Origin of the sequence: Lederbergia sp. NSJ-179 (assembly GCF_022867885.1) — a bacterium.
Taxonomy (GTDB): domain Bacteria; phylum Bacillota; class Bacilli; order Bacillales; family Bacillaceae_C; genus Lederbergia.
This window is the reverse complement of sequence record NZ_JALIFP010000034.1, coordinates 15827-38888: the sequence shown is the minus strand read 5'-3', so window position 1 is coordinate 38888 and position 23062 is coordinate 15827. Positions and strand designations below refer to the sequence as shown.

General features: G+C 36.2%; 22 protein-coding genes, 4 pseudogenes and 1 other annotated feature. Of the genes and pseudogenes, 4 read left to right on the top strand and 22 right to left on the bottom strand.

All coding sequences use genetic code 11. From position 1 onward, the window contains the following. Positions 1 to 135: 135 nt before the first annotated feature. The 3 genes and pseudogenes from MUB24_RS18495 to MUB24_RS18485 all read right to left on the bottom strand — a co-directional run. Positions 136 to 768: pseudogene (locus tag MUB24_RS18495) on the bottom strand (alpha/beta hydrolase); the annotation flags it as partial. A gap of 12 nt (positions 769 to 780) precedes the next feature. Further along, complete coding sequence (locus tag MUB24_RS18490; RefSeq protein ID WP_244706698.1) at positions 781 to 1530, bottom strand: hypothetical protein; 750 nt, start codon at positions 1528 to 1530, stop codon at positions 781 to 783. A gap of 375 nt (positions 1531 to 1905) precedes the next feature. Then, positions 1906 to 2868 (bottom strand): GNAT family N-acetyltransferase, encoded by a 963-nt coding sequence (locus tag MUB24_RS18485; RefSeq protein WP_244706696.1) that lies wholly within the window; start codon positions 2866 to 2868, stop codon positions 1906 to 1908. A 655-nt stretch (positions 2869 to 3523) separates the two neighbouring features. On the opposite strand from MUB24_RS18485, the gene MUB24_RS18480 reads away from it, so the two are divergent. Both MUB24_RS18480 and MUB24_RS18475 read left to right on the top strand, forming a co-directional pair. Next, positions 3524 to 3826 (top strand): DUF3888 domain-containing protein, encoded by a 303-nt coding sequence (locus tag MUB24_RS18480; protein ID WP_244706694.1) that lies wholly within the window; start codon positions 3524 to 3526, stop codon positions 3824 to 3826. Continuing rightward, the gene (locus MUB24_RS18475) at positions 3823 to 4053 is read left to right on the top strand and encodes a hypothetical protein (RefSeq protein ID WP_244706692.1); all 231 of its coding nucleotides are present in this window, start codon (positions 3823 to 3825) and stop codon (positions 4051 to 4053) included. Before MUB24_RS18480 ends, MUB24_RS18475 begins: the two co-directional genes overlap by 4 nt. A 361-nt stretch (positions 4054 to 4414) precedes the next feature. On the opposite strand, the gene wrbA (MUB24_RS18470) is transcribed toward MUB24_RS18475, so the two are convergent. The 9 genes and pseudogenes from wrbA (MUB24_RS18470) to MUB24_RS18430 all read right to left on the bottom strand — a co-directional run bounded on the left by wrbA (MUB24_RS18470) (position 4415) and on the right by MUB24_RS18430 (position 13878). Beyond that, positions 4415 to 5026: an NAD(P)H:quinone oxidoreductase gene (wrbA, locus tag MUB24_RS18470; protein ID WP_244706690.1), complete on the bottom strand. Its 612-nt coding sequence runs from the start codon at positions 5024 to 5026 to the stop codon at positions 4415 to 4417. 246 nt (positions 5027 to 5272) lie between these two features. After that, on the bottom strand, positions 5273 to 5875 hold the full coding sequence (locus MUB24_RS18465) for an alpha/beta hydrolase (RefSeq protein WP_244706689.1): 603 nt from the start codon (positions 5873 to 5875) through the stop codon (positions 5273 to 5275). A gap of 32 nt (positions 5876 to 5907) precedes the next feature. Beyond that, entirely contained in the window at positions 5908 to 6885 is a 978-nt protein-coding gene (locus tag MUB24_RS18460; RefSeq protein WP_244706687.1) for a ring-cleaving dioxygenase, read from the bottom strand. Positions 6886 to 7092: 207 nt separating this feature from the next. Beyond that, positions 7093 to 7539, bottom strand: coding sequence for a MarR family winged helix-turn-helix transcriptional regulator (locus MUB24_RS18455; protein ID WP_244706685.1), 447 nt, complete (start codon positions 7537 to 7539; stop codon positions 7093 to 7095). 445 nt (positions 7540 to 7984) lie between these two features. Next, the gene (locus MUB24_RS18450; RefSeq protein WP_244706683.1) at positions 7985 to 8722 is read right to left on the bottom strand and encodes an SDR family oxidoreductase; all 738 of its coding nucleotides are present in this window, start codon (positions 8720 to 8722) and stop codon (positions 7985 to 7987) included. A gap of 168 nt (positions 8723 to 8890) precedes the next feature. Beyond that, on the bottom strand, positions 8891 to 9916 hold the full coding sequence (locus MUB24_RS18445) for an ecdysteroid 22-kinase family protein (protein WP_244706681.1): 1026 nt from the start codon (positions 9914 to 9916) through the stop codon (positions 8891 to 8893). Between the two features lie 1042 nt (positions 9917 to 10958). Then, entirely contained in the window at positions 10959 to 11957 is a 999-nt protein-coding gene (locus MUB24_RS18440) for a tryptophan--tRNA ligase (RefSeq protein ID WP_244706680.1), read from the bottom strand. 39 nt (positions 11958 to 11996) lie between these two features. After that, positions 11997 to 12245: a binding site (T-box leader), on the bottom strand. Between the two features lie 190 nt (positions 12246 to 12435). Continuing rightward, positions 12436 to 12828 carry a UPF0715 family protein gene (locus MUB24_RS18435; protein ID WP_244706678.1) on the bottom strand — a complete coding sequence of 131 codons (393 nt, stop codon included), beginning with the start codon at positions 12826 to 12828 and terminating at the stop codon, positions 12436 to 12438. Between the two features lie 205 nt (positions 12829 to 13033). After that, positions 13034 to 13878, bottom strand: a pseudogene (locus MUB24_RS18430) (P-loop NTPase family protein). Between the two features lie 575 nt (positions 13879 to 14453). Between MUB24_RS18430 and MUB24_RS18425 the strand changes: the two are divergent. Further along, positions 14454 to 14870, top strand: a pseudogene (locus tag MUB24_RS18425) (VOC family protein). 304 nt (positions 14871 to 15174) lie between these two features. Here MUB24_RS18425 and MUB24_RS18420 read toward each other — a convergent pair. The 6 genes and pseudogenes from MUB24_RS18420 to wrbA (MUB24_RS18395) form a co-directional block, all read right to left on the bottom strand. Continuing rightward, entirely contained in the window at positions 15175 to 15597 is a 423-nt protein-coding gene (locus MUB24_RS18420; protein ID WP_244706676.1) for a VOC family protein, read from the bottom strand. 157 nt (positions 15598 to 15754) lie between these two features. Continuing rightward, entirely contained in the window at positions 15755 to 16408 is a 654-nt protein-coding gene (locus MUB24_RS18415; RefSeq protein ID WP_244706674.1) for a pyridoxine/pyridoxamine 5'-phosphate oxidase, read from the bottom strand. Positions 16409 to 16481: 73 nt separating this feature from the next. Further along, positions 16482 to 17015, bottom strand: a complete 534-nt coding sequence (locus MUB24_RS18410; RefSeq protein WP_244706672.1) for a GrpB family protein — start codon at positions 17013 to 17015, stop codon at positions 16482 to 16484. A 208-nt stretch (positions 17016 to 17223) separates the two neighbouring features. Then, the gene (locus tag MUB24_RS18405; RefSeq protein ID WP_244706670.1) at positions 17224 to 17553 is read right to left on the bottom strand and encodes a hypothetical protein; all 330 of its coding nucleotides are present in this window, start codon (positions 17551 to 17553) and stop codon (positions 17224 to 17226) included. A 215-nt stretch (positions 17554 to 17768) separates the two neighbouring features. Continuing rightward, positions 17769 to 18363, bottom strand: a pseudogene (locus tag MUB24_RS18400) (3D domain-containing protein). A 245-nt stretch (positions 18364 to 18608) separates the two neighbouring features. After that, entirely contained in the window at positions 18609 to 19220 is a 612-nt protein-coding gene (gene wrbA, locus MUB24_RS18395; protein ID WP_244706668.1) for an NAD(P)H:quinone oxidoreductase, read from the bottom strand. Between the two features lie 240 nt (positions 19221 to 19460). Here wrbA (MUB24_RS18395) and MUB24_RS18390 point away from each other — a divergent pair, with 240 nt between their 5' ends. Beyond that, entirely contained in the window at positions 19461 to 19856 is a 396-nt protein-coding gene (locus tag MUB24_RS18390) for a hypothetical protein (RefSeq protein WP_244706666.1), read from the top strand. Between the two features lie 345 nt (positions 19857 to 20201). On the opposite strand, the gene MUB24_RS18385 is transcribed toward MUB24_RS18390, so the two are convergent. From MUB24_RS18385 to MUB24_RS18370, 4 genes are all read right to left on the bottom strand, one after another. Further along, complete coding sequence (locus MUB24_RS18385) at positions 20202 to 20825, bottom strand: zinc dependent phospholipase C family protein (RefSeq protein ID WP_244706664.1); 624 nt, start codon at positions 20823 to 20825, stop codon at positions 20202 to 20204. A gap of 183 nt (positions 20826 to 21008) precedes the next feature. Next, positions 21009 to 21485 carry an NUDIX hydrolase gene (locus MUB24_RS18380; protein WP_244706662.1) on the bottom strand — a complete coding sequence of 159 codons (477 nt, stop codon included), beginning with the start codon at positions 21483 to 21485 and terminating at the stop codon, positions 21009 to 21011. A 234-nt stretch (positions 21486 to 21719) separates the two neighbouring features. Further along, positions 21720 to 22127: a DUF6892 domain-containing protein gene (locus tag MUB24_RS18375; RefSeq protein ID WP_244706660.1), complete on the bottom strand. Its 408-nt coding sequence runs from the start codon at positions 22125 to 22127 to the stop codon at positions 21720 to 21722. A 457-nt stretch (positions 22128 to 22584) separates the two neighbouring features. Further along, positions 22585 to 23049, bottom strand: coding sequence for a DinB family protein (locus MUB24_RS18370; RefSeq protein WP_244706658.1), 465 nt, complete (start codon positions 23047 to 23049; stop codon positions 22585 to 22587). Positions 23050 to 23062 lie beyond the last annotated feature (13 nt).

The following is a 23062-nucleotide window of genomic DNA, read 5'->3' as shown; positions in this document are numbered from 1 at the left end:
AATAGACTATGTCATTAAAGGAATGAAAGGATTCTTTCATTAAACAAAGACCAAGAGACTTTTCCTACGATCTATCGACTATTATTTAATTATCAAACCAGTAAGGGGTCGTTGATAACTTTGTAGCGGAACAATTCACTTAAATTGTTCCGCTACAAACTGAAGCATCTTTTTCATGTTCTTTTGAGCATAGTTACTATCAAATGTTACTTCATAACCATGGGGTAAACTCGCTACCTCTTTCCCATAATAATTAAACTGATGTTCGATGCCGAGTTGATCTAACCTTTTATCAAAGGCGTTTGCTTGTTTATAAAAGGAGGCCGTGTTTCCGTCGGAAATAAAGACTGGTGGATAATTGGTTGTTACATTTTTTACTAGGTCAGCTTGTTTTGTGTATTGATTGGTTTCGTAGTCATTGCCCCAATAAGCTCGGCCATAAATAGACCGCAAATAATCCTTCAGCCAACTGTCCTTTGATTGAGCAAATTTAGCGGGTTCAAATAAGGCAGAGTTAAAAATAACGCCTTTTATGGAATCCTCTTCCATTACAGGTTGGATATTCAGCTCTTTGGCATATTCACGATCTGTTTGGGCCATCGCAAATTGTCCTATAATTTGTCCTCCTGCTGAACTTCCACCTAACATAACCCTTTCCATATCTATACCATATTCATCTGCATGTACTTTTAAAAACTCGATGGCTTCGCTCATTTGATACAACGGTGTGGGATAAAGATATTCAGGCGCAAAAGCATAGTTGATAGATACAACATTATATCAAGCATTTGTGAATGAGGTATAATAATCAATCTCTGAACGGCCAGATTTATCTTCCTCTACTTTATCCCCTGTTACAAATCCTCCACCATGAATAAAAATATACGTCGGTCTTAAGGTAGATATATCTTTGTTAGAAACATAAATATCTAAGAAACTGTTGGGATATTGTGTGCCATATTGTATATCATTTATGTACATTGTTCCATCTTTCAACTCCGTCACCTTTGACTTTTTCTCGGGTTGATAGGAATTTTTGTGCTCAAAAAATATTTGAATCCCCACCATCGGACGAACGGCTAGAAACATAATAAAACCCACTAACACGATTATAAAAACTCCCACGATTGCTCCAAGAGATTTTACTCCAATTGTAAGGATTTTACGACTTTTCGTCTGCTGACTTTTTTGTGCCCGAGCCTTCCATACATCCCTAAATGAAAATACGATAAGTAGGAATCCCATTACAATAGAGGCAAAAGCATTTACACATAGTAGGATATAATGGTAGTGAAGCAAAAATACGAGTTCTAGTAGGATGACAATAATCTCGATATAAGATAACCAAGTTATGAAATCGATTTTTCCCCTATTCTCAAAGCCGAGTATTATCTGACTTACAAACAAGATTAGAATGAAGATATGTATTACTTTTGTAAAATTAACAAGCACTAATGAGGCTGTGCCTAATATCAACATACCTAAACCTAACATCGCCCATAAGAAAGGGGAAGTGAACGTCTTTTTCATGTACATTTCTCCTTCTCACTTAAAATACTATTCCCTGATCCACTTCCGGAATAACATTCAGAAAATAGATCAGGGAAATCGTTTTTAAGCTCAAAGAAATTTTTGTCTTATGCCTAAAAAAAGACGAATTTTACATACAATCCGGCTAACGTGATGAATAGAATAGGGATGGCCAAAATAATACTGTTTTAAAGTACGTTCCCCTCAGCGGAATTCTTTCTTGTTGACTATTTGTGTTAGGGACTGATTCATTTTGAAATATGGCTCAAGTATTTAAAACTTTTCCATAGCCTTATCTCGATTTCATTCCAAATATTCACCCTTGAAACCTAGGCATATCTAATTTTTAAATTATTTATGTTTATATAGCCATGCTTAATAAAGTTTCTTTTGAAGCATTACTTCTTCATCATTCATTTCTCCCGTTTCATAAAAACCGAATTTTTTGTACAAATGAAGAGCATTGACATTTGTTGGTTTAGTAGACAAAGTGATATATTGAACATCTTCATTTTTAAAGTATTTGATCACTTTTTCTAAAGCTAATGAAGCATATCCTTTATTTTGATATTTCTCATCAATCATAAATTGCCAGAGCCAATATCTAAACCGTTCCTCTTCGATTTCTCCATCGAAAGCAAATGCTGTATATCCAATAATAGTATTATTCAATTGTATAAAAAAGGGGCGAGCATACTTAGGACGCTCTTCAGCTGCTTCAATTGCTTCTGGCACATTTAGAATTAATTTGGCTTTAACTTGTTCATCTGTAACGCTTAAACTTTGACCTAGAAATTTATTATCTTCGGTTACTGGAACCAAGTATACACGTTGTTTTTGGATATATAAACTTAAATCCTTTTTCAATTCTAATTCAACAGAACTCGTTACTGCATTTTCTTCTGGGGCTTCTACGTATATAATTTTGTCGAAACCGACGGAAGTCCAAAATTTTAAGCCCAGATAATTTGAGCCAGAAACCAACAATTCAGCGGTCAAGAAACCTCTATCTAAATAGTAATTATCTAATTCATGAACTGCCAATGTTCCTAAACCTAGTTTTCTATACTTTTTTGAAATATACATATGCAAGATATAATAATTCGTCTCTGACTCTTCAAACACCCACATATATCCGATCAAATGGTTCAGGTAACGGATGCTAAGACATTTTACAAATTCTTTTGGGATATCGGGAATTACAGTATTAATGTCTATCAAAGGTGCCAAAGGCTCTCTTCCTTCAACTTGATTGAAGTATGGTTTCGCTTCTCTAAAAAGTTTATTAAGTTCTTTTGAATCATTTTCTGTCGAAATAGACAGCGCTATTAAATTCATTTGTATTCTCCGTTCTCGTTAAATTGCAATGTAGTCATTACTACCTTGACATGGCTCTGCTATTTAACGAAAAATGTTGGTTCAACTGCAAACATATAAGTTTTCTCCTTTCTTTCTCTTTTATAAAAATGATATCGTATGCGAAAAGAATAAGCAATAGTAGTCAGAAATAGCGCCATACCAACTTCTTGATACAAGAAAACATGCCATTTATCACAAGTATTTACTCCCTTTTAAATCTAAAAATGACACATATATAGGTAAAGAGATCTTCGAACTGAACACCATATCTCAAAACAGCCTCTCCCACTACATTCTTGGTGAATCTAGTCAACAAAGATTTCTCCATCCAACACCTCCTGTAAATAGTAAGGCTCTGTTTAAAACTTATCAAAAAACCTCTTTAATTAACTTCCTTTTTTCAAAAAAGTTAAAGTTTTGCGTCAGGATCCGACTCAATTCAGAACCTGACACCAGAACAATGCTCTTCCCCATTTCCTAGCTACGCTCTACTTCCCTGTTTAAATGCCATTAGGATTTTTCTCATACCTCCACCTCAGGATAGTTTTCCTCCAACTTTTAAAAAACTTTTGATAATTTGCTCTTATTGGCACAAATTATATATGAAAAATATTTTAGAGAGGCATAATCCCCCATGAAAAAATTAACCTATATTTTAATTGCTGCAATCACTTTTTTGATGATTCCTAACAAGATTTGTGCCCAAAGTGAACGACCTGAATATAAACTTCTATATGATACATTGATTACAACCCTTGATCCATCCATACAAAAAGAAATTATTCAATACTATGGCTATCCCAAGCAATATGGTTTATATGATGCTAAGATTTTGAGTATCACCAGAGTGGATGAGGGTCGGTTTAGCATTATTGCCAAACTCCAAGTCACAACATTTGAACATGCCATAACCCTCCTTATGGTAAGGAAACAATGACTTTTAGCATCAGTCCTTTTGGGGTTAAAACAATTCGTTTTAAACATGAGGGAGATAAAGAAGAGAAGGAAATAAATGAATTTTATAATGCAACACTTTCAGATATAAAACAGTCTTTTCATTTGAATTTAGGGTCTTACTCTTCCTACACATACAATCAATTGCAATACCAAGCCGAAATAAATAATGAATTTAAATCCCTTGTTACTTTGCGGAAGAAATCGTAACGAGCATTTTGTCTCTCGAGAGCAAGATACCCTACAAAAATGTTATAGACCCTGTAACCTTTATAAAAGGCAATATAGGTTATATACTCTTTAAAAAATCTGATAGTACAAATGTCAATTATCAAGTACAAAAGCAAGATGGGAATTGGATAGTAACAAATAAAAATAGGAAACAAGGTAAAAAAATGGAATATAAATTACCATGGTATGTTCAGAAAAATTAAGAATAGCTTTCTTAGTTTAACACTCACTTAACCACCATGAATTCATGCTAATGGCTCATACTACTTGACCAGAACAACTTTTTAAGCTCAACAGCAATAAAGCTGACCGAATAACTCCGGCCAGCTCTGTTTTCTACTTATTGATTTCCTTTTTTAACCCATTCCGCTACTGTTACAGTACGTTTCGCCTGATGCTTCACAGCCGCCTCAACATCTTCAATCATTTTCCCATCTTGTCCTACAGTGACACTTGTTCCATATGGATTTCCTCCAGCACCAAATAATACGGGATCTGTATAACCAGGAGCAGCGATAATCGCACCCCAATGCATCATACTGGTGTATAACGATAAAATCGTTGCTTCTTGTCCGCCATGGGGATTTTGCGCAGAAGACATCGCACTTACGACTTTATTCACGGTCTTGCCCGTTGCCCAAAGCCCTCCTTGGATATCAAGAAATTGTTTCATTTGCGAAGGCATATTTCCAAAACGAGTTGGCACACTGAAAATAATCGCATCGGCCCATTCGAGATCAGCTGATGTTGCCACTGGAACATCTTTCGTTGCTTCCACAGTTGCTTTCCATCCTTCATTTCCCTCGATCACAGAATCAGGAGCTAATTCTTCCACTTTTAAAACTTTCACTTCTGCCCCTGCTGCCTTTGCTCCTTCTTCTGCCCATTTTGCTAATTGGTAGTTTGTTCCACCCATACTATAAAAAATAACCGCTAATTTAACATTTGACATATTTTCCATCTCCTTTGTTTTTCTGGTAAATAATATATAAAAAAAACACCTTCTCTTTCTAAGTTCAACTGGATCTTATAAAAATCACCTCCCTAAAATGATTATTTCTTTCTAACGCCCATTGTGAAGCGAATTTATAATCCCTCTACTTCATACATCTCCCTTTCGAGATATTAGCGTGAAAAGGAGGCTCTTCTTTAAAAGGACGGAGATAAACCCATTCATAAGGCAAATATATATCCATACTTATTTAGACAAATACCAGCTGCGCGCTGCTTCCACTTCTGTCCCTGTCAATTGATGCCCTTTATTTTCCCAGTGCAGGTGCACTTTGGCATTTGCCTGTTCAAATAAAGATTCGAGTTCTAATGATTCTTCCGATGAACAAAAGGGGTCATTTGTCCCCGCCCCGATAAATACAGGGATTCCACTTAAATCTGGAAGTTCGATTCCTCTTATGGGTACCATCGGGTGATGTAAAATCGCCCCTTTTAATGCGTGTTGATAGTGGAATAACAGGCTCGCCGCAATATTGGCCCCATTGGAATAACCAATGGCGATGATTTGCCCACGATCAAAACCATATTTTTCAGCCGCTTGATCAAGGAACTCATACAACTCTTTAGTCCGGAAGACAAGATCTTCTTCATCAAATATGCCCTCTGCTAATCGTTTAAAGAAACGAGGCATGCCATTTTCCAAAACATTCCCTCTTACACTTAAAACATTGGCATCTGGGTCTATGATTTGGGCAAGTGGAATCAAATCTTGTTCCGTTCCTCCCGTTCCATGCAATAAAAGCAAGGTTGGTCTGGATGGATCATTTCCCTTTTGAAATAGATGTTTCATCTTTATCTCCTTTTCCAAATTGATTAATTCTCCTATTCCTTCACAAATTCTTTCGTACTTCTTACCGTATCAATCGGGCGAACAAGATTTTCAATTTCTTCCCGTTTTGCTTCAAAGAATGGGGGTAAAGATAGTTTTTCCCCGAGTGTTTCGTATGGCTCATCTCCCATGAAGCCAGGACCGTCTGTTGCAATCTCAAATAGGATCTGTGGTGTAACCTTTGTATACAAGGATCCAAAATAATATCGTTCCACATATCCTGAGTTCGGCAGACGGAGAGCTTGCAATCGTTTCGTCCATTCATCCAATGCGGCGCGATCTTCCACACGGAATGCAACATGATGCACAGTTCCATACCCTTGCCGGGCTTGAGGTAATTTCGCATTATACTCCACAATGACTTGCGCTCCATTGCCACCTTCCCCGACTTCGAATAAGTGATAGGCTCCCTCTTGATCCATCATTGTAAATAAAAAGACTTTTTCCATCATTTCTTTAAAATAATCGATGTCTCCTACCCGAACAAAAATCGGTCCTAGACCTGTAATCGCATACTCCAACGGAATTGGCCCTTTTTGCCACGGAATCCCCGCGGGAACGCCTTGATTCTTTTCATCTGAGATGAGCTGATAGGCTTGATCATCAAAGTCAACAAAGGAAAGCGTCTTTTTCCCAAATTGCTCTGTGATCCCCGTATGTTTGACGTTAAGTCGATCAAAGCGTTTCACCCAATAATCCAACGCTTTGTCATTCGGTACTCGAAAAGATGTTTTGGAAATTTCATTCGTTCCATGAACGCCCTTTGGAATACCTGGAAAATCAAAGAACGTCATATCCGTCCCAGGGCTCCCTACGTCATCAGCAAAAAACAAATGATACGTTTGAATATCATCTTGATTCACTGTTTTTTTCACTAATCGAACACCTAAAACCGTTGTGAAAAATTGATATATTTTTTCTGCACTGCTCGTAATTGCTGTGACATGATGGATTCCTTTTAAAACATTCATGCTTTTTCCTCCTTAAAAGTAAAGTTGTCTAAACGATTTCTTCCGATTATTGTGAACGTTCGATTTCTCACTCTCATCTAGTGGTAAACTAGCTAGATTCACGTCCTCTATTCTACATATTCCTACTGAATGGATCTTAAACTTAAGGTAATGATAAAGATTCCTCAAGTTAGTATAGTACGAAATCGAGATAATTATTTAAAAAAATTATACTTTTTGGGCGTGAAACCCTAATTTTTTTAATTGTTCAATCATCTGCTTTTTCTCATCCACATCTAAACCAGCTAAAATTTCTTGAATCGCTACTCTATGTTTAGGAAAAACTTCATCCATTAATGCTTTCCCTTTTGCGGTTATCGTAGCAAACGTAATTCGACGATCATTTGGACATGGTTTTCTCTCTAATAATTTTTTCTTTTCCAATTTATCGACAACATACGTAATACTGCTACTCGCAATCAGAACTTTCTCACCAATTTTTTGGATCGGTTGCTCCCCTTTATGATAGATCAACTCCAAAACGGCAAATTCAGTTGGATTCAAGCCTAAACATCGAATGTCGTCCTCCACTCGCTTTTTGATCGAATCTAAAGCTCTTGTCAACACAACAAATAACTTCAACGACAGCTCTTCATCAAGATGATCTTTACTCATGGCTATCATTCCTTTTTTATCTCGATTTCGAAATAATTATATAATGAATCATCTTTCCTGTCAACTGAGATTTAAGAACTGGAATATTCTCATGGTAAATCCAAAATGATTAGAATTAGATGAGATTTCCCAGTTCTTTTCTTCTACACATTTGTCTACGCTACAATTCAATCTTCTGCTTAGTCTCCGTCAAATATGGAATACTCATGGCTCGCGCCTTTTATTTGTGGGAATAGCAACAGTAGAAGTTGATATTAGGTCCTTTGTAGATACATACCATCGGACCAACCATTCTTCAGTTAAAGAGCGAAACACAAAACGCGGTATTAACGTTTTTTCCAGATATCAAGTTCAGCAAAGTATTATACATCTCCACATCGATCTCGTCGGGAATCTGTAAACATAAATCTGAACAGCGCAACTCGATTACGTGTACGTGGTAAAGCTATTGTTCACCTGCCGTTCTTCCTCCATCGATCACCAATGAATGTCCAGTTACATAAGACGATTTTTCCGAACTTAGCCAGATGATAGCCTCTGCAATTTCATCCGTTTCGGCAATCCTCCCCAACGGATGCAAATTACTCAGTTTTTTCGTTACCCGGTGTACCCAAGAAGTATGAACTGTTCCTGGACAAACGGCATTCACTCGAATACCATATTTTCCGTATTCTAGTGCTGCTGTCTTTGTCAAGCCAATGATTCCATGTTTGCTAGGTACGTATGCCGCATGATGCTTTAATCCTATTTTTCCAGCTATAGACGATGTGTTTACAATTGATCCAAATTGTTGTTTTTTCATCAATTGTATTTCATGCTTCATACACAACCATGTTCCCTTCAAATTAACATTGATGACCTTATCCCAATCTTCTTCACTAAGATCAGCCAACATTGCGCCAATGATAATACCTGCATTATTGATAGCAAAATCAATTTTATTGTACATTTGATTACACAAGGAAACAGACTCGATAACATCTTGTTCGTTGGTAATATCTGTTCGTTGAAATTGACTTTCTCCGCCATTTTCCTTAATCATTGCGACAGTTTCCCGTCCGCCTTTCTCGTTGATATCTGCAATAAAAACACTTGCCCCTCGCTTTGCTAGTTCAATAGCTACCGTTCTTCCAATTCCCGAACTTGCACCAGTAATAAATGCACTCTTTCCTTCAAATTCCATCTATCTCACCCCAATTGATATGAATAATCTCTTATCTGTAGTGAATAATCGTATTTTCCTATCCGTAGTCAGCGTGCATAAACAGTTGAATTCAAGATGCTGATATGCTGCTTGATTCATCGTTTAATTGGCAAATAAATTGTAATGAATCACTTCCCTTTTACAGATTTACCCCAATATCTCCTCACAATTTAAATCTTCGAAAGCACAAAACAATTGTTCCAAAGGTGACCACCAAATAGAAGCAAAATCTGCAGGTATTCCAATCACTTGGTAAAGATGACTTACTATTGACAACCGATAATCATACCAGAAATGATTCCAATGATAATTTTGCACGTTGTGATGTTGCGTTAAAAGTTCAAAGTAACGATGAAGCATTTCAAGCTCCATCTTGTGTCTTTGATCGGGATACCAGAAGCCCGAAATAATACGGGAAACATCAGATGCTCCCATCCATTTACTGTAAGTTTGCCAATCAATAAGATAAACCCTGTTATCGCTTTCATCTTTTGAAATTAATATATTACCAGTATGTACATCGCCATGACAAAGCGTTAAGCTACTCTTATTTTGAATTCGGTTCATAATAAGTTCTGGATAAGCTGAACTAATTTTGTCTATTATTCCGATCCTCTTCCTAGATAGCCGATCTTTCAGTAATTCAATAAAACTAGCAATTTCATCGTCACTTTTGAATTCCAATTCTTCTTCGGGTGGAACAGCAGCTGTACTATTATCCCCCCAAAAAGCCCCGTGAAGATTTGCCAAAGCACCCACTACCATTTCAGTTTGTTTTTTTGTCGTAGGTAACGGCCAAGGCAAATTGAAATGTGAATCCGAGAGGTCTTCCAATAACAACCAAGAGTTTTTACTGCTGGGATTATAGGAATAACCATAACAATGTGGCAAAGGCATTTCTTTAGCGAACTCGAAAACAGACCGATAAAACTGTGTTTCCTTCTCCATTAAAGTGATCCGCTCTGGCTTTCCAATTTTAAGATAAAAAACAAAGGTTTGGTCCGATTGTGCTCCTTTAGCTCTAAGTTGGGCAATATAGGAGGGATTCGTTTCATAGGAATTCCTGATTTCAAGTTCCGTTATTGCGCCGTTTGTCCATTGGCTATTGTGTTCCAAAACTTTTGAGAGCCAGTCTGGTGTTACCTGATCAACACTTTTCAAATCATTTGACATAAATAGCACCTCATTCATTAACATAATAATCACGCAAATTTTACAAGAAAAAAGGAAATCAATGACCATCCACATTAGAATTCACCAAAAAACCAGCACAACACTTCATTTTATGTAATTACTGCTCTACAGCCTTTCGGCTATGTTGTAACAACCAAGCTTGATCAAAATGGCGGCAGCATCTTGCTCGATCATTTTCTCAATCTGTCAATAGAGCAAAAACCCAAACGAAATGAATTCTTTCATTTTCTAAAAAAAAAGGAAGGAATCCTTTTTGGTTCTAGCTCTATGTTGTGATCGATAAATTACCTTTAGATGAAAAAAGGGGATGCTTTCCGACAAAGGTCAACCAAATTCAGCATAACTTTATAGTGACTTTTAGTCAATGCTCCAAATGTAAAAAAGCTTTTGCAAGCAACATTAAACTTTTGATATCATTCATGATAAAAGATGAATTTATAATTCTTTCTTAGAATAAACAGTAACTCTATCAAAATATGCCATTAGAACAGGAGGAAATGTTTATGCGCATTGCAATACTTTCAGGCAGCCCTCTGAAGCTATCTGAAAAAGGTTCTTTTTTAGGGCCTCGACCATTTAATTGTGGTATTGGACCAATTAGCATCAAGTTTCGACCGTTTTATCGCAACGATCGACCAATTAATACCGAGTTTCGACCATTTTGTTGGATCAACCGACCAATTAATAGATAGCATCTCAATTTTCGCACTCAAAAAAATGGTTTGACCCATTTTCGGAATTGGGAGACCCTCTTTTTTTCTTTCGCGACAAACTGATTAGGCATAGGCATTGAGAAAGGATGTCGCGAATTTAACCTTTGTTCTTCTTAAATCAGCGATGGATGAAAAGAAACCCTGTTGATGGAAGTTTCACTTTTATTTTTTCACTCCTATTAATGTGTATAATAGATTATCACCGTGTTTAATTATTATTTTTGGTATGATTCCCCTAAAGATTTTGCCATAATGCTTTTTCCAGAAAACTAGTGGATTGATCTGAGGGGAAATAGCGCTGCTCCCTCTTAAAAGCCAATCTTCTCCTTTATCTCCTGCAAAAATGGAACACTCATAACTCGCGCCTTTTCTGCCCCTTCTTTTAAAATTTTATCGATTGTTTCAGGTGAGGACATGAGTTCATGATATTTTGTCCGCGGTTCTTCGATAAACCGATTCATCACGAGAAACAATTCCTTTTTCACTTCGCCCCATCCAATGCCATTTCCATATTGCTCTTTCATCTCTTGGACTTCCTGTGAAGAAGCAAATTCTGCATATAGGCGAAATAAAATGGATGTCTCAGGGTCTTTCGGTGCTTCTGGTGGTAATGAATCTGTTTTGATTTTATTGATTAGTTTTTGTAACTTTTTTGGTTCTGCAAAAAGTGGGATCGTATTTTGATAACTTTTACTCATTTTCCGCCCATCTAATCCGGGTAGGACTGCCGTATCTTCTTGTATTTTATATTCTGGTAGCAGAAATGTTTCCCCATAATGACGATTAAAACTTTGAGCAAGATCCCTCGCAATTTCCACATGTTGGACTTGATCTTTTCCGACAGGTACTACTTGCGTCTTAAATAACAAAATATCCGCCGCCATAAGAATAGGGTAATTAAACAGCCCCATATTCACCCCAAAGTCAGGATCCTTTTCAAGCTTTTTATTATCCTCTACGATCGCTTTGTAAGCATGAGCCCGATTCAATAACCCTTTGGAGGCAAAACAACTTAAGATCCAATTCATTTCAAAAATTTCTGGTACATCCGATTGTCGATAAAAAATGACTTGTTCAGGATTTAGCCCTAAAGCTAACCATGTTGCGGCTACCCCGTTCGACAGGTCGCGAAATTCCTGAGCATTATTTTGCATTTTTGTTAGCGCATGATAATCTGCAATAAAGTATGTTGCTTGAAACTCTTGGATCTTCGCTAGTTCCAAGGCTGGCTTGATCGCTCCCATATAATTGCCTAAGTGAATCTGTCCTGTTGGTTTGATCCCCGTTAAAATTGATTTTTTCATCATAACCCTCCTAGAATTTCACACAAAAAGGGCTACCCATCCAAAAAGGACGAGTAACCCGTGGTGCCACCTTCATTCGTTTACAAAAGTAAACGCACTAATCCGTACAGAAACAACCCATTTGTTTCGATACTTGGTCTTTTTTAACGGTAAGACAACCCGCTATACCTACTGCTCATTTCAGTCTAGAAGCTCAGAAGTCCATTCAACTAAAATACCGCACTGATTTGCACCATCCATCAGCTCTCTAAAGCGTTCTTAAAGTTTACTCCTCTTCTTCATCACTTTTTCATTATTGGCCCTATTCTAAATGATTGTTCCGTAAAGGTCAAGGGACCTTATTAACGTTTGGTCTAAACACTGGTTGTGGGCCGTACTAACACCTGTATAGCCTAGTCCTTGATCTTAAAAGATATCCCAACTTATTTCACAAATGCTTAAACAATTAGCATGGGCATATGCAAGTCTTGTACACGCTTCTTTACTCTCCAATCCTACTTTCTTGTAAAATAAGTGAGTCAAATATCCAAATGACGATAGCAGCCAAAAGGGAGATCACATAATAAATCATTATAGTAAAAGGATTTTCTCCATTTATCATGATCACAATAGCAGAGGCAAATAATGAACCACAAATATAGCTAAGAAGATAAAGGAGATGGAACTTTCTTGGGTTTTGATTGAGTAAAACTTGAATAGGCACAATAAAAAGTAAATACACGGGAAAGTAAATGATCGTGTAGAAGCAAATACCGATAATCGAAAAATAGGATGGAACAAAAAGCAATGTGATTATACTTAAAGTGATGGCAGCTAGTAGTGAGCAGGGAAATGATTTTATCATTGTGTTTGGATCAACCTTCAATTTTTTCAAAACAACACATCCTAAAAGAAACAGCCGTAAGAACAAGATAGCAAAGATAGTGAGTTTTGACGAGGGTCTAAATCATTAGCAAATCCCTAATCCCCTTTAAAAAAGAGCTTCCAAAAAGGCCGCCGATCTGTGTTGCATCCCAAAAGTTAGAGTCAATATTTTTAATGGCTGGTTTAAAGTTGTTAATAGTCCTACCGTTTCGAAATTATCTTCTCACAAACTCCAACTTTTCCATTAATACGGACTTATATTTTTCCATGTCATAGTCTGAATTATTTATTATCAGCTTTTTGATATTTAACTTATTCACTATTTTCATTTCTAACTCTCTTCTTGCTTCTAATACTTTAATCGTTCCTTCTATCCCTTCATATCCCTGTTGTTTGCCATATCCTTGGGTTGTACAGTAGTTTATAAATCCTTTTGACCATGCTTTTGGTCTTTCCTTGACCGCCTTTTTAAACGAATAGGCAAGGTCATCTTGTTCAATATAAATTAAAACAGGATTTAAACGCTCTATATGTCTCTCCAGTCGCTTTATGTAATCTATTATTTTCGCTTCTTCTTCACCGTATTTTATCATGCCAATCGTTAAGGGATTCTGGATAAAGAGCATTCAAAAATATAGGTTTTACGATCATGAATGGCTTTTTCCGCAAATTCGGCCCACCTTTTATCAATTAACTCCACATTTTGATCAAATGGTAATTCATATATATCCGTTTTAAAAATTTCGTTGAATAATTCATCCGAAAACCGGTCACCAAATTCATTTTTTATCTTTCTATATGGTAATAAATAATGGTGATCTTTCTTTATTACTCTATTAAGAAATACCTCTCTGAAACTTCCGCTAATGGATAAGATCTTATCAAATTCATCTTTAGTGAACCAGGATACCCCATCATAATCTGCCGGGTGGTCTAAGTTCCCTTCTAAAACTAGTTCGACTTCCTTATTATCCTCTGAGAGAATATCTTTAATGAGGCTTGCAGTGGTTGACTTTCCAAACCCAGGTAACCCTTCGACAATAATTAGTTTTGAGTTCATAGCAGTAGACAATCCTTCCTTTAAGGTTTACCAGGCAGCGTTTCAAGATTACTTATTTAGCAAATAATGAAAAGACATTATAGATCCTTTATTCGTCGTTGGGATAGATTTATTCGTCGTTACTCGTTTTTATTCGTCGTCAGGCAACTTTTACTCGTCATGCTCCGTCTTTATTCGTCATTATGTTGCGTTTATTCGCCGTTAAGGCTTTCTGCTCTGAGAAAAAACCACAAGGGCGATCACTCTCTCTGGTAGACCCGAATTTTAGAGTAAGAAAAAGGGAGCGTTTCTTTCCATTTATACAGGTTGTAGGTAATGATAAAACTCAGAAATAAGTTGATGATCAATAGATCTGTAATCTCATGCGATGGATTCTTCGCTTGTGAATGAGTATACATTTTATAAAAAAGTTTGATCATTTTCTACCTTTGATCTTCAACAAACGCGCGTTTAATGAATAATGTAAGATCACAAAATATATGCTGTTGGTTTTTCAAGATAGCAATCGAAAAGAAATCAAAACATTATTTAGATGTTACAATGCACAAGAATAAAAATTAAGGAGTTGATCTATGATGACAGTAAGACTTACCCCTTATTTAATGTTGGACGGAAATACAAGGGAAGCTATCCAATTTTACGAAGATGCATTGGGTGCCAAAGTCCTTTCCATCATAACTTATGGAGAGATGGAAGCCCCTTGTTCAGAAGCTTTAAAGGATCACGTGGCACACGCAATGTTAAAGATCGACAATGCCGATCTTATGTTTTCCGATTCACCCGGAATACCTGTTCAATTGGGCAATCAAGTGGCGAGCTGTATTACAACTAAGGACGTAGAAAAAACAAAGCGAATTTTTGAAGCTTTACAGCAAGACGGTCAAGTGAATGCTCCGCTTTAAGAAACTCCTTTTAGCCCTGCTTTCGCTAATGTTACGGACAAATTTGGTATCACCTTTCAAATTGTTACTGAAAATCAAAACCAACTTTAATTTCTTGTTGAGTCTTATTCAATAAAATACTAATTCTGATATTCCAAAACCGACATTTGTTGGATCAAAATGGAGTTATAAAAGCCTAATTCAGCAAAAAGATCAGAGCCTGCTTTTGAAAAAAGATAGATCAAAACAGGCTCTTAAAATATTTCGTTCTGGAGATTTTTTTAAAAAAGTTCGATCATTTTCTGCTTGCGTTATTCTGTTAAAGAGCCCGTCTGTTTAAGGGGTAATATCAGCAAATCAGAATCCCGATATTACAGGATTGCATTCGATTAAGAAAAGATAATTTAAGTTGTGTTTATTCGTCGATCTCCAAGTGTGGATTCCATACTACTTCCCATAAATGGCCATCCGGGTCTTGAAAATAACCAGAGTAACCGCCCCAAAAAGTGTCATGTGGTTGGACTGTTATAATAGCATCCGCCTTCCTTGCCTGTTCCATTACTCTGTCAACTTCTTCTTTACTTTCTACATTATGACCAATAGTAAATTCAGTAGGACTGGAAACGGTCTGATTAATCTGAGCGTCATGTGCAATATTTTTGCGCTCAAAAATAGCAAGTTTTATGCCAGATAGTAAGTCGAAAAAGGCAACAGCACCATGCTCAAATTCTTTGCCAACTATACCTTCTGTTGGAAGCCCCAATCCGTCTCGATAAAATTTTAAAGATCTTTCCAAATCATCTACACCTAACGTAATTACTGTAATTCGTGGTTTCATAAAATATCATACCTCCTAAATTTAATATAAAGATACTAAACATTTTTCTATATCCACAATCGTAATTTTTCTACACCATCACGCTCTTCTGCTGAATTAGAAATTTGTTACAGTAATAGAATTTAACGTTTACTGGCATTGGCTGGACGATACTGGGTCAAGGCCACAGTAAACGATGTTCCCAGCGATCACCCTTGCGTTGATATTGTACCCTGGTATGTTTCCGTTCTGAATCCCCTTGCCAGAATTCGACCTCGTTGGCTTCAACTTCATACATTGTCCAGACAGGACTTACCGGATCCGGGAACTGTTTTATTAGTTCTTCCGACTTTACTAAAGCTTCATCTATGTCGTCACGATGTGTCAATTCTTTACTCTGATTTCCCATTAAAGCAATGGCCCTGGCTCCATTCGATCTTTCCAAAAAATCAGTTGAACTTGCTTCTGCTGTCATTTTGGAAGCAACTCCACGTATCCGAACTTGTCTGCCAATTGCTGACCAATAGAACGTTAAGGCAACTTGCGAGTTAGATTTCAATTGCTCCCCTTTTCTACTAGTAGATGATGTTGCAAAGTACCATTTATTGCGTGTTACGTCTTTTAGAATTAATATTCTCGCATCAGGTGCACCTGTCTCGTCAATAGTGGATAATGTCATCGAATGGGGTTCATAAACACCTTCCTCAATTGCAATCTTCATCCATTCCATAAACAAGGCTGACGGGTATTCGGGTAAATCCTGTGTATCAAATTCCGGAAAAGGGACGGCCAATACTTTTAATTCTCTTAGTAAATCCTTCGTTTGCTTCACGATTCTTTCCCCCTTATCTGCTAACGAAAAAGGTTTATTTAATATACCGTGTAAAATCTAGCTAAAGCGATCCTTACACTTTCTCTCTTTTCTCGAAAATTCCCCTTACGAATTGTTCCTTATAGTTGGTATATTCATTAATTCCGCCATTATTTTCTTCTAGAAATTTCTTTTTCAATTCACTGTATTGTTCACGTGCTGTTTTATTTTCATTTAAGTAATCTCTGAAAAAGATTAAGTTTTTCCAGAGTTCTTTATTATAGTCAACTAAATGGATAATATGGGTCTTTTCTTCGTAAGTTTCATTAGTAAACTTGGCAAGCACGATTTCATTAGGACGTTGGACCCGAAGCCTTAAAAAACCCGCCGCTTTTAACCCCTGGAAAATTTCCTCATCAACATTTTCAATATCATCTACTCCCACAACTAAATCCAATATTGGTTTGGCAACTATCCCTTTAATAGCGGTGCTTCCAATATGTTCCATTCGACTTTCGTGAATTGGGGTTGAATTTAGAATAACCTGTTTCACCCTATGAAACTCTTCCTCCCATTCCACGGTATGGGGTTCCAATCTTACTTCATCCCGTTTTAGTCCTAATTTCATTGAAAGCACCTCATTCTTAGATTTGTAAAATCTCGTTAAAACCTTTTTAAGCAAACTCTCGCTCAAAACCACAGAAAAGCACCTTGAAAGGGTGCTTTTTTCTCTCTCCAAATCAGGTCCTCTATCACGTCGACATGAAGTTTTTCCATTTGTTTTGTTCTTCTCTTTCACATTTCCCCCTTATTTTTCGTCTATATAGCCTCATAAATCAACTTTCCCTGTACTGAATATCTATGTTGCTCAACCCTGCCATCTTTAAAGCTACCTTAACTCGCTTATCAATTGTATTTTTGAATTCCTTATACTCTATTTCATCTAAAGATTTTTCCCAAAAAATATTGCAGTGGAAAACGTCATCCTTATTCTTCGGCAAAGGATTAAATACCATACCCACACCAGAAATTTGGGCATTGACTGGTGATACAATATTTAATATCAATACTTCTAAAAAAGTTTCTTCTCGCTCTGTTAAATCACTATTTTCTATAGTAATTAATAGTTCCAATCCTGTTTTAATAACAAATACCACCTTTTTCAATTATCAAAGCTATCTTGTAATAATTTAACATATTTACATTAGCGTTGCATAGATTATATTTTCATTTGTCAAACATTTAGTTCTATAAAAATTTGAGTGAGTATTGGGAATAGTGGTATTTCATAATTAAAAAATCATCCGCGTTTTTTAAAAAAGTAAAGAGAAGCACCATTGTAAGGTGCCTCTCCATACATATCTGCATTCCAATTTCCATCTTATCGATAAACTTTAATTTTTACTGTCCGTATTCCCCAGTTAAGGGCTTTCTTTTTAGTAGGCATATGCAAATCAATTTTATTTCCTTTTATGGCACTGCCTGTATCACCAGCAATTGCTTCGCCGTATCCTTCCACATACACTTTTGTCCCGAGTGGGATCTTTTTAGGATCAACGGAGATCACTTTGGCATTTGGTTTTTTCTTTAAATTAATGCCTGTAGCAGTAATCCCACTACACCCTTTACAACTTGCCGTATAGGCTGTAGCCTTTACGGTCATTGTTTTATAGGCAGTTTTTTTGCTTACTGCCTTTTTTTTTGTTTGTAGTCGCCTTTTTCTTTACTGTTTTTTTCGCGGTTGTTTTAGCCTTTGTAGGTTTCGTGACCTTTAACACTTGATTTGGTCTAATCAGATCTTTTTTTAGACCATTCCAAGTTTTAAGTTGATAAACCGAAACTTTATGTTTAGTCGCGATTTTCCACAAAGAGTCGCCTTTTTTTACTTTATATGTAGTAGTTGCAGCTGATGAAACACAGGAAAAACCAAAAACTAACATACAAGCCGTAATCATTGAAAATACTATTTTTTTCAATTTAATAGTCTCCCCTATGTCATATTGGTATCCATAGTATATCAGGCCAATGTAACAATAAAATGACAATAGAGTAGTATTTATGTTACGAAAGGGAAATATTGGTAACAGTGGTAATATAACTGTGAGAGATATGACAATTATGGAGACTAAAACACCTATTACTTGATACCTAGTACATTTTTCACCCTATTATGAAAAGAGCCAATCAACATTCGATTGACTCTCTTGCATATGAAATATACTTATTGATTTCCTTTTTTCACCCATTCGGCAACTGTAATAGTACGTTTAGCTTGATGTTTCACCGCACTTTCAACATCTTCTATCATTTTTCCATCCTGATCTACAGTCACACTCGTTCCATATGGGTTTCCACCAGCTCCAAATAATACCGGATCCGTATAACCAGGAGGGACGATAATAGCTCCCCAGTGCATCATACTGGTATATAAAGATAAAATCGTTGCTTCTTGTCCGCCATGTGGATTTTGCGCAGAAGACATCGCACTTACTACTTTATTCACGGTCTTTCCGTTTGCCCAAAGTCCACCCTGAATATCGAAGAACTGTTTCATTTGTGACGGCATATTGCCAAAACGTGTCGGAACGCTAAATATAATCGCATCCGCCCATTCAATATCATCGGATGTTGCGATTGGAACGTTCTTGGTTGCTTCGACAGTTGCTTTCCATGCTTCATTTCTCTCTATAATGGAGTCAGGAGCTAATTCTTGGGCCTTTAATATTTTCACTTCCGCACCGGCTGCTTTCGCTCCTTCCTCAGCCCATTTTGCCAATTGATAGTTTGTTCCACCCATACTGTAAAAAATCACCGCTAATTTAACGTTTGGCATTTTTACACTCTCCTTTGATTGTCCAAATATTACCTCTATCTTTCCCCATTGCGGAAATCTTATTATACTCCGTTTTATATTTCTCTATTCCCAAATATTTCTCCTTAAGTTCCTTATCTGATAAAATGGAATTTACATTACAAACTGCCTTTATGAGGATAAGTTCATACTAATGTCGAAAAATCGGGGGACGGGGATTAATGAATCAAAGGATGAAACTATTCTTATTCATGGTACTACTTGACAAGTTGTAGCCAGAAGACGAATGATGAAACGGATGAACCATTTATTATCGTTACTTTTTCTCTAGCTGGATCAGATGATGTTCGGAATATGTTCCCTCGTAACTACTCTATTTTTGAAAACGGCAAGCTTGTTTTATATACAGAACCAGAAAGAAAATTAAAAATCGGGAGAGGTGCCCCAGTGTATGAAACCCAACTTAGGAAAGAGGAAGTCGAGAAGTTAAAACAACTTATTGAACAAATAATTTTTGGATATTTGAGTGATCACGGTTCGGTGGATGGTCGTTTTCTTTACATTCCCGTAAATCTGACAGATGAATCAAAAAAAGTTGGTGGATTAAATCCAAATGATCCTAAATTTATTGAGATTGCGGATTATGTCTTTGATTAATAAACGGTGAAGATTATAAATTCTGGAAAGAGGAGATCACAGATCATATTTTTAAAATGAATCCTGAATAGCATCTCCCTGCTTTTTTATACGAAAACTATGGAGTTTAATCCATAGTTTTCGTCCTTTCATGCCGATCATAATGACACAAAGTAGAGATTGAAGAAATTAAAACTTAAAAATGATCATTCTGTTACAAAAGATCAGGATTTCCAATATAACATCGTTCTTACTGGTATTAAGCGATTACAATATTTCGATATACCCTTCCGCTCCATGCACGCGAATTCGTTGCGCGTCTTTTATTAATTTAGTAGCATCTTCCACCCCGACAACTGTTGCACTTTAAGAATATAAAGGTTTTATTTTCAATATCCCCAGATCAACTGAAGTCTCTATATAACCTATGATCTGCTCAAACGTAAAAACATTCAGTTCTTCATTTAAAACTTCCTGATCATACTCCATATCACCTAATACATAAGGAACGAATTTTTCAACGTCTTTGGCTTTTACCTCTTCCAAGTCTAAAATGGCAGGAAAATGACGCAACGTTTCCCGCAATTCATCTGTAAAACCATAGTGTTCTAATAATTTTCCATTTAGTAGTCGGAAATCATTATGGTACAACGTATATAATCCTTCATTAGCATCCATTCTGTTCCTTAACCAAGAAAGATTAAAACCTCTTAGCCAAATATCATCCGCCATTAAATGGGCATAATACCCCATTATATAATCATTTTTATTTTCTACTTGCCTACTATACTTATGTAAAAATCTTTTAAAATCAACTCTTCTTGAATAATCTTGCACATCACCTATAAAAAAATGCGATAGGTTTTTTTCTTCGTATGAAAAAACAGCGTCTGGAGCAACACTTCCGAGTAAAAACGATGTTTTATCTTCTATCGATAAAGCCTTTGCAATTTTATGACCAATAATCGAATGCATGATTCTTGAACCCATAAATCCTCCACTCCCAGTGATTCTTCAGCTATTCCGATCTGTTGGCGAAATAACAAAATTATTTTTTTATTGATAGTATAAGTGTTTCATAAGGAATATTTGTTGAAAACAAGCAATTTTCAAAAAACATTCTAGTTAACTACGATAATAGCCCTTCGATTTTGGCTTATCTACTAAACAAACTTAATGCTCAATACGCAGATACTCCGGTGGCTTATTCATCACGAAATGTTTCTCAATAGATAAAAGAACGTCATCATTTCCAGGCAATGAAACGGTATCAATGGCTTCATCGAACCATAACCACTTATAATCGCTATGTTCATCATTTAATGTTACTTCCTCATCGTCTTCGACATAGCCAACAAATACTGGGGCCATATAAATATAATTTTCTTTTGGTGAATAAATTTGGTCAAATTTGTTCGATGTATATAATAAGACTTTCGAAATTCCAGTTTCTTCTTTGATCTCTCTTAAAGCGGATTCCCATGCAGTTTCTCCATTTTCGATACTTCCCCCGATATAACACCAAACATCTCGCAGGATGGGGGTCGCTCTTTTTAGCAATAAAACCTTATATTCATTATTAATTTTTTTCAATAAAACGACTGCAATCCCCTTGCATCTTAAAGGCACTTCGAAATTTTCTTTGCTCATTTTAACACTCCTTATTTATTAGTCTAGTGCTACTTTAAAACATCCTGTTTGATTTCTTCCGGCATGCATTGGTAGCTTACTTTGAATGTCCAAATAGCTGTTTCAATTAAATTAGCGGTTGGATCACTATCAATTTCAGCCTCACTCTGAAATATAACTGAGCATTGGAATTTTTTTAAAAACTCGATCGCTTTTTTATGCTATATTCTCCCACTATAGCATCCAATGACCTCACTACCACCGTATTTCAATTCCAGCTTGTTTTAATGGCTCCAGAACTTTTGGATCACATATTGAAACATAATCCACTGTTTTCAAATTTTTTAGATATTGAAACCCTTCAACAGATACGATTTCAAACAAATCATCTTCACCATCCCAATCAGGCTTTAGGATATGGTAAATTTCATGACCTCCATCAAACAAAAGGTGTTCAACCTTTTCCAAATCATCTTTTTCTAAGATTAATTCTTCTAAGTAATCCCTGATTTCAGCAATCGGTTCACCGCCAACGTACCATTCGAAATCGTCTACATACTTATCCTTTAGGTCATTTAATTCCTTCAAAAAACGTGGGTCTTGATCTAATAACGCTTCTATCACAACTAGTTTAAAATTAAAATCCTTAAATATTTTATCCATTTTTCTTTCCTCCAATTCTATTTTTAGGGCAAACGCATATTTAAACTACCTATAGTTAAATAACAATAAAGAGCCATACTGAAAAAAAAATAAAAATCCTATTGAATTATAAAATTCATGAACCATATTAATATATCCGTAAGCCTACCCCTTTTCCCTGGAAAACATAGATCCAAAAGGTACTTCAATCTGCGAAATAGCGGTGGTTCCATAAAAACGTAGATCCAATTGACGGTTGGATCGATGAAAAGGCGATGTTGACGGAAAAACATAGATCCAAAAGGTGGTTGGATCTACGAAAAGACGGTGATTCCATAAAAACATAGATCCAATTGACGGTTGGATCTACGAAAAAGCGATGTTGACGGAAAAACGTAGATCCAATAAGAAAAAGTGATGTCTTTTGAAATGACTTTTCCTGGATTTTGCTGTTTTAAAAATAAATGTTGAAGAAGCTTTATTCAAACATCAAGATTTTAGGATCTTTATTATAACAGTGTACAAGCATAGCATGTAATTGTCCCCTATGGTGATAAATGTGGGCTAAGATCTGTAACAGCCACTCATATCTGGTGTAAGTCACCTCCCAATATGAAGTAGTCTTACATTGGAGCTCTTCCTCAGACAAATTCATATAATAATGTTTTAATGCTTTAAAATTTGTAAGTAAGCCTGTCTGTATTGCAATGAGTGTTTTATAAGAAACTTCTGCATAAAACTCATCCATTTCTTCTTTTGGGGCTTCATTTGCAATACGCCTGTCCGCTTCACAGATTACGGCTAAATGTTCTAATAGCTCTCCGATAGAATGTTTATCGGGCGTCGGTCTTTTCTGTAAATCTTCTTCCGCTAACATTCCAGTTATTTTCATAATCGTTTCCACAGCGATCTCGATTTGATGCAATACATTCTTACAATTCATACACTTCTCCTTA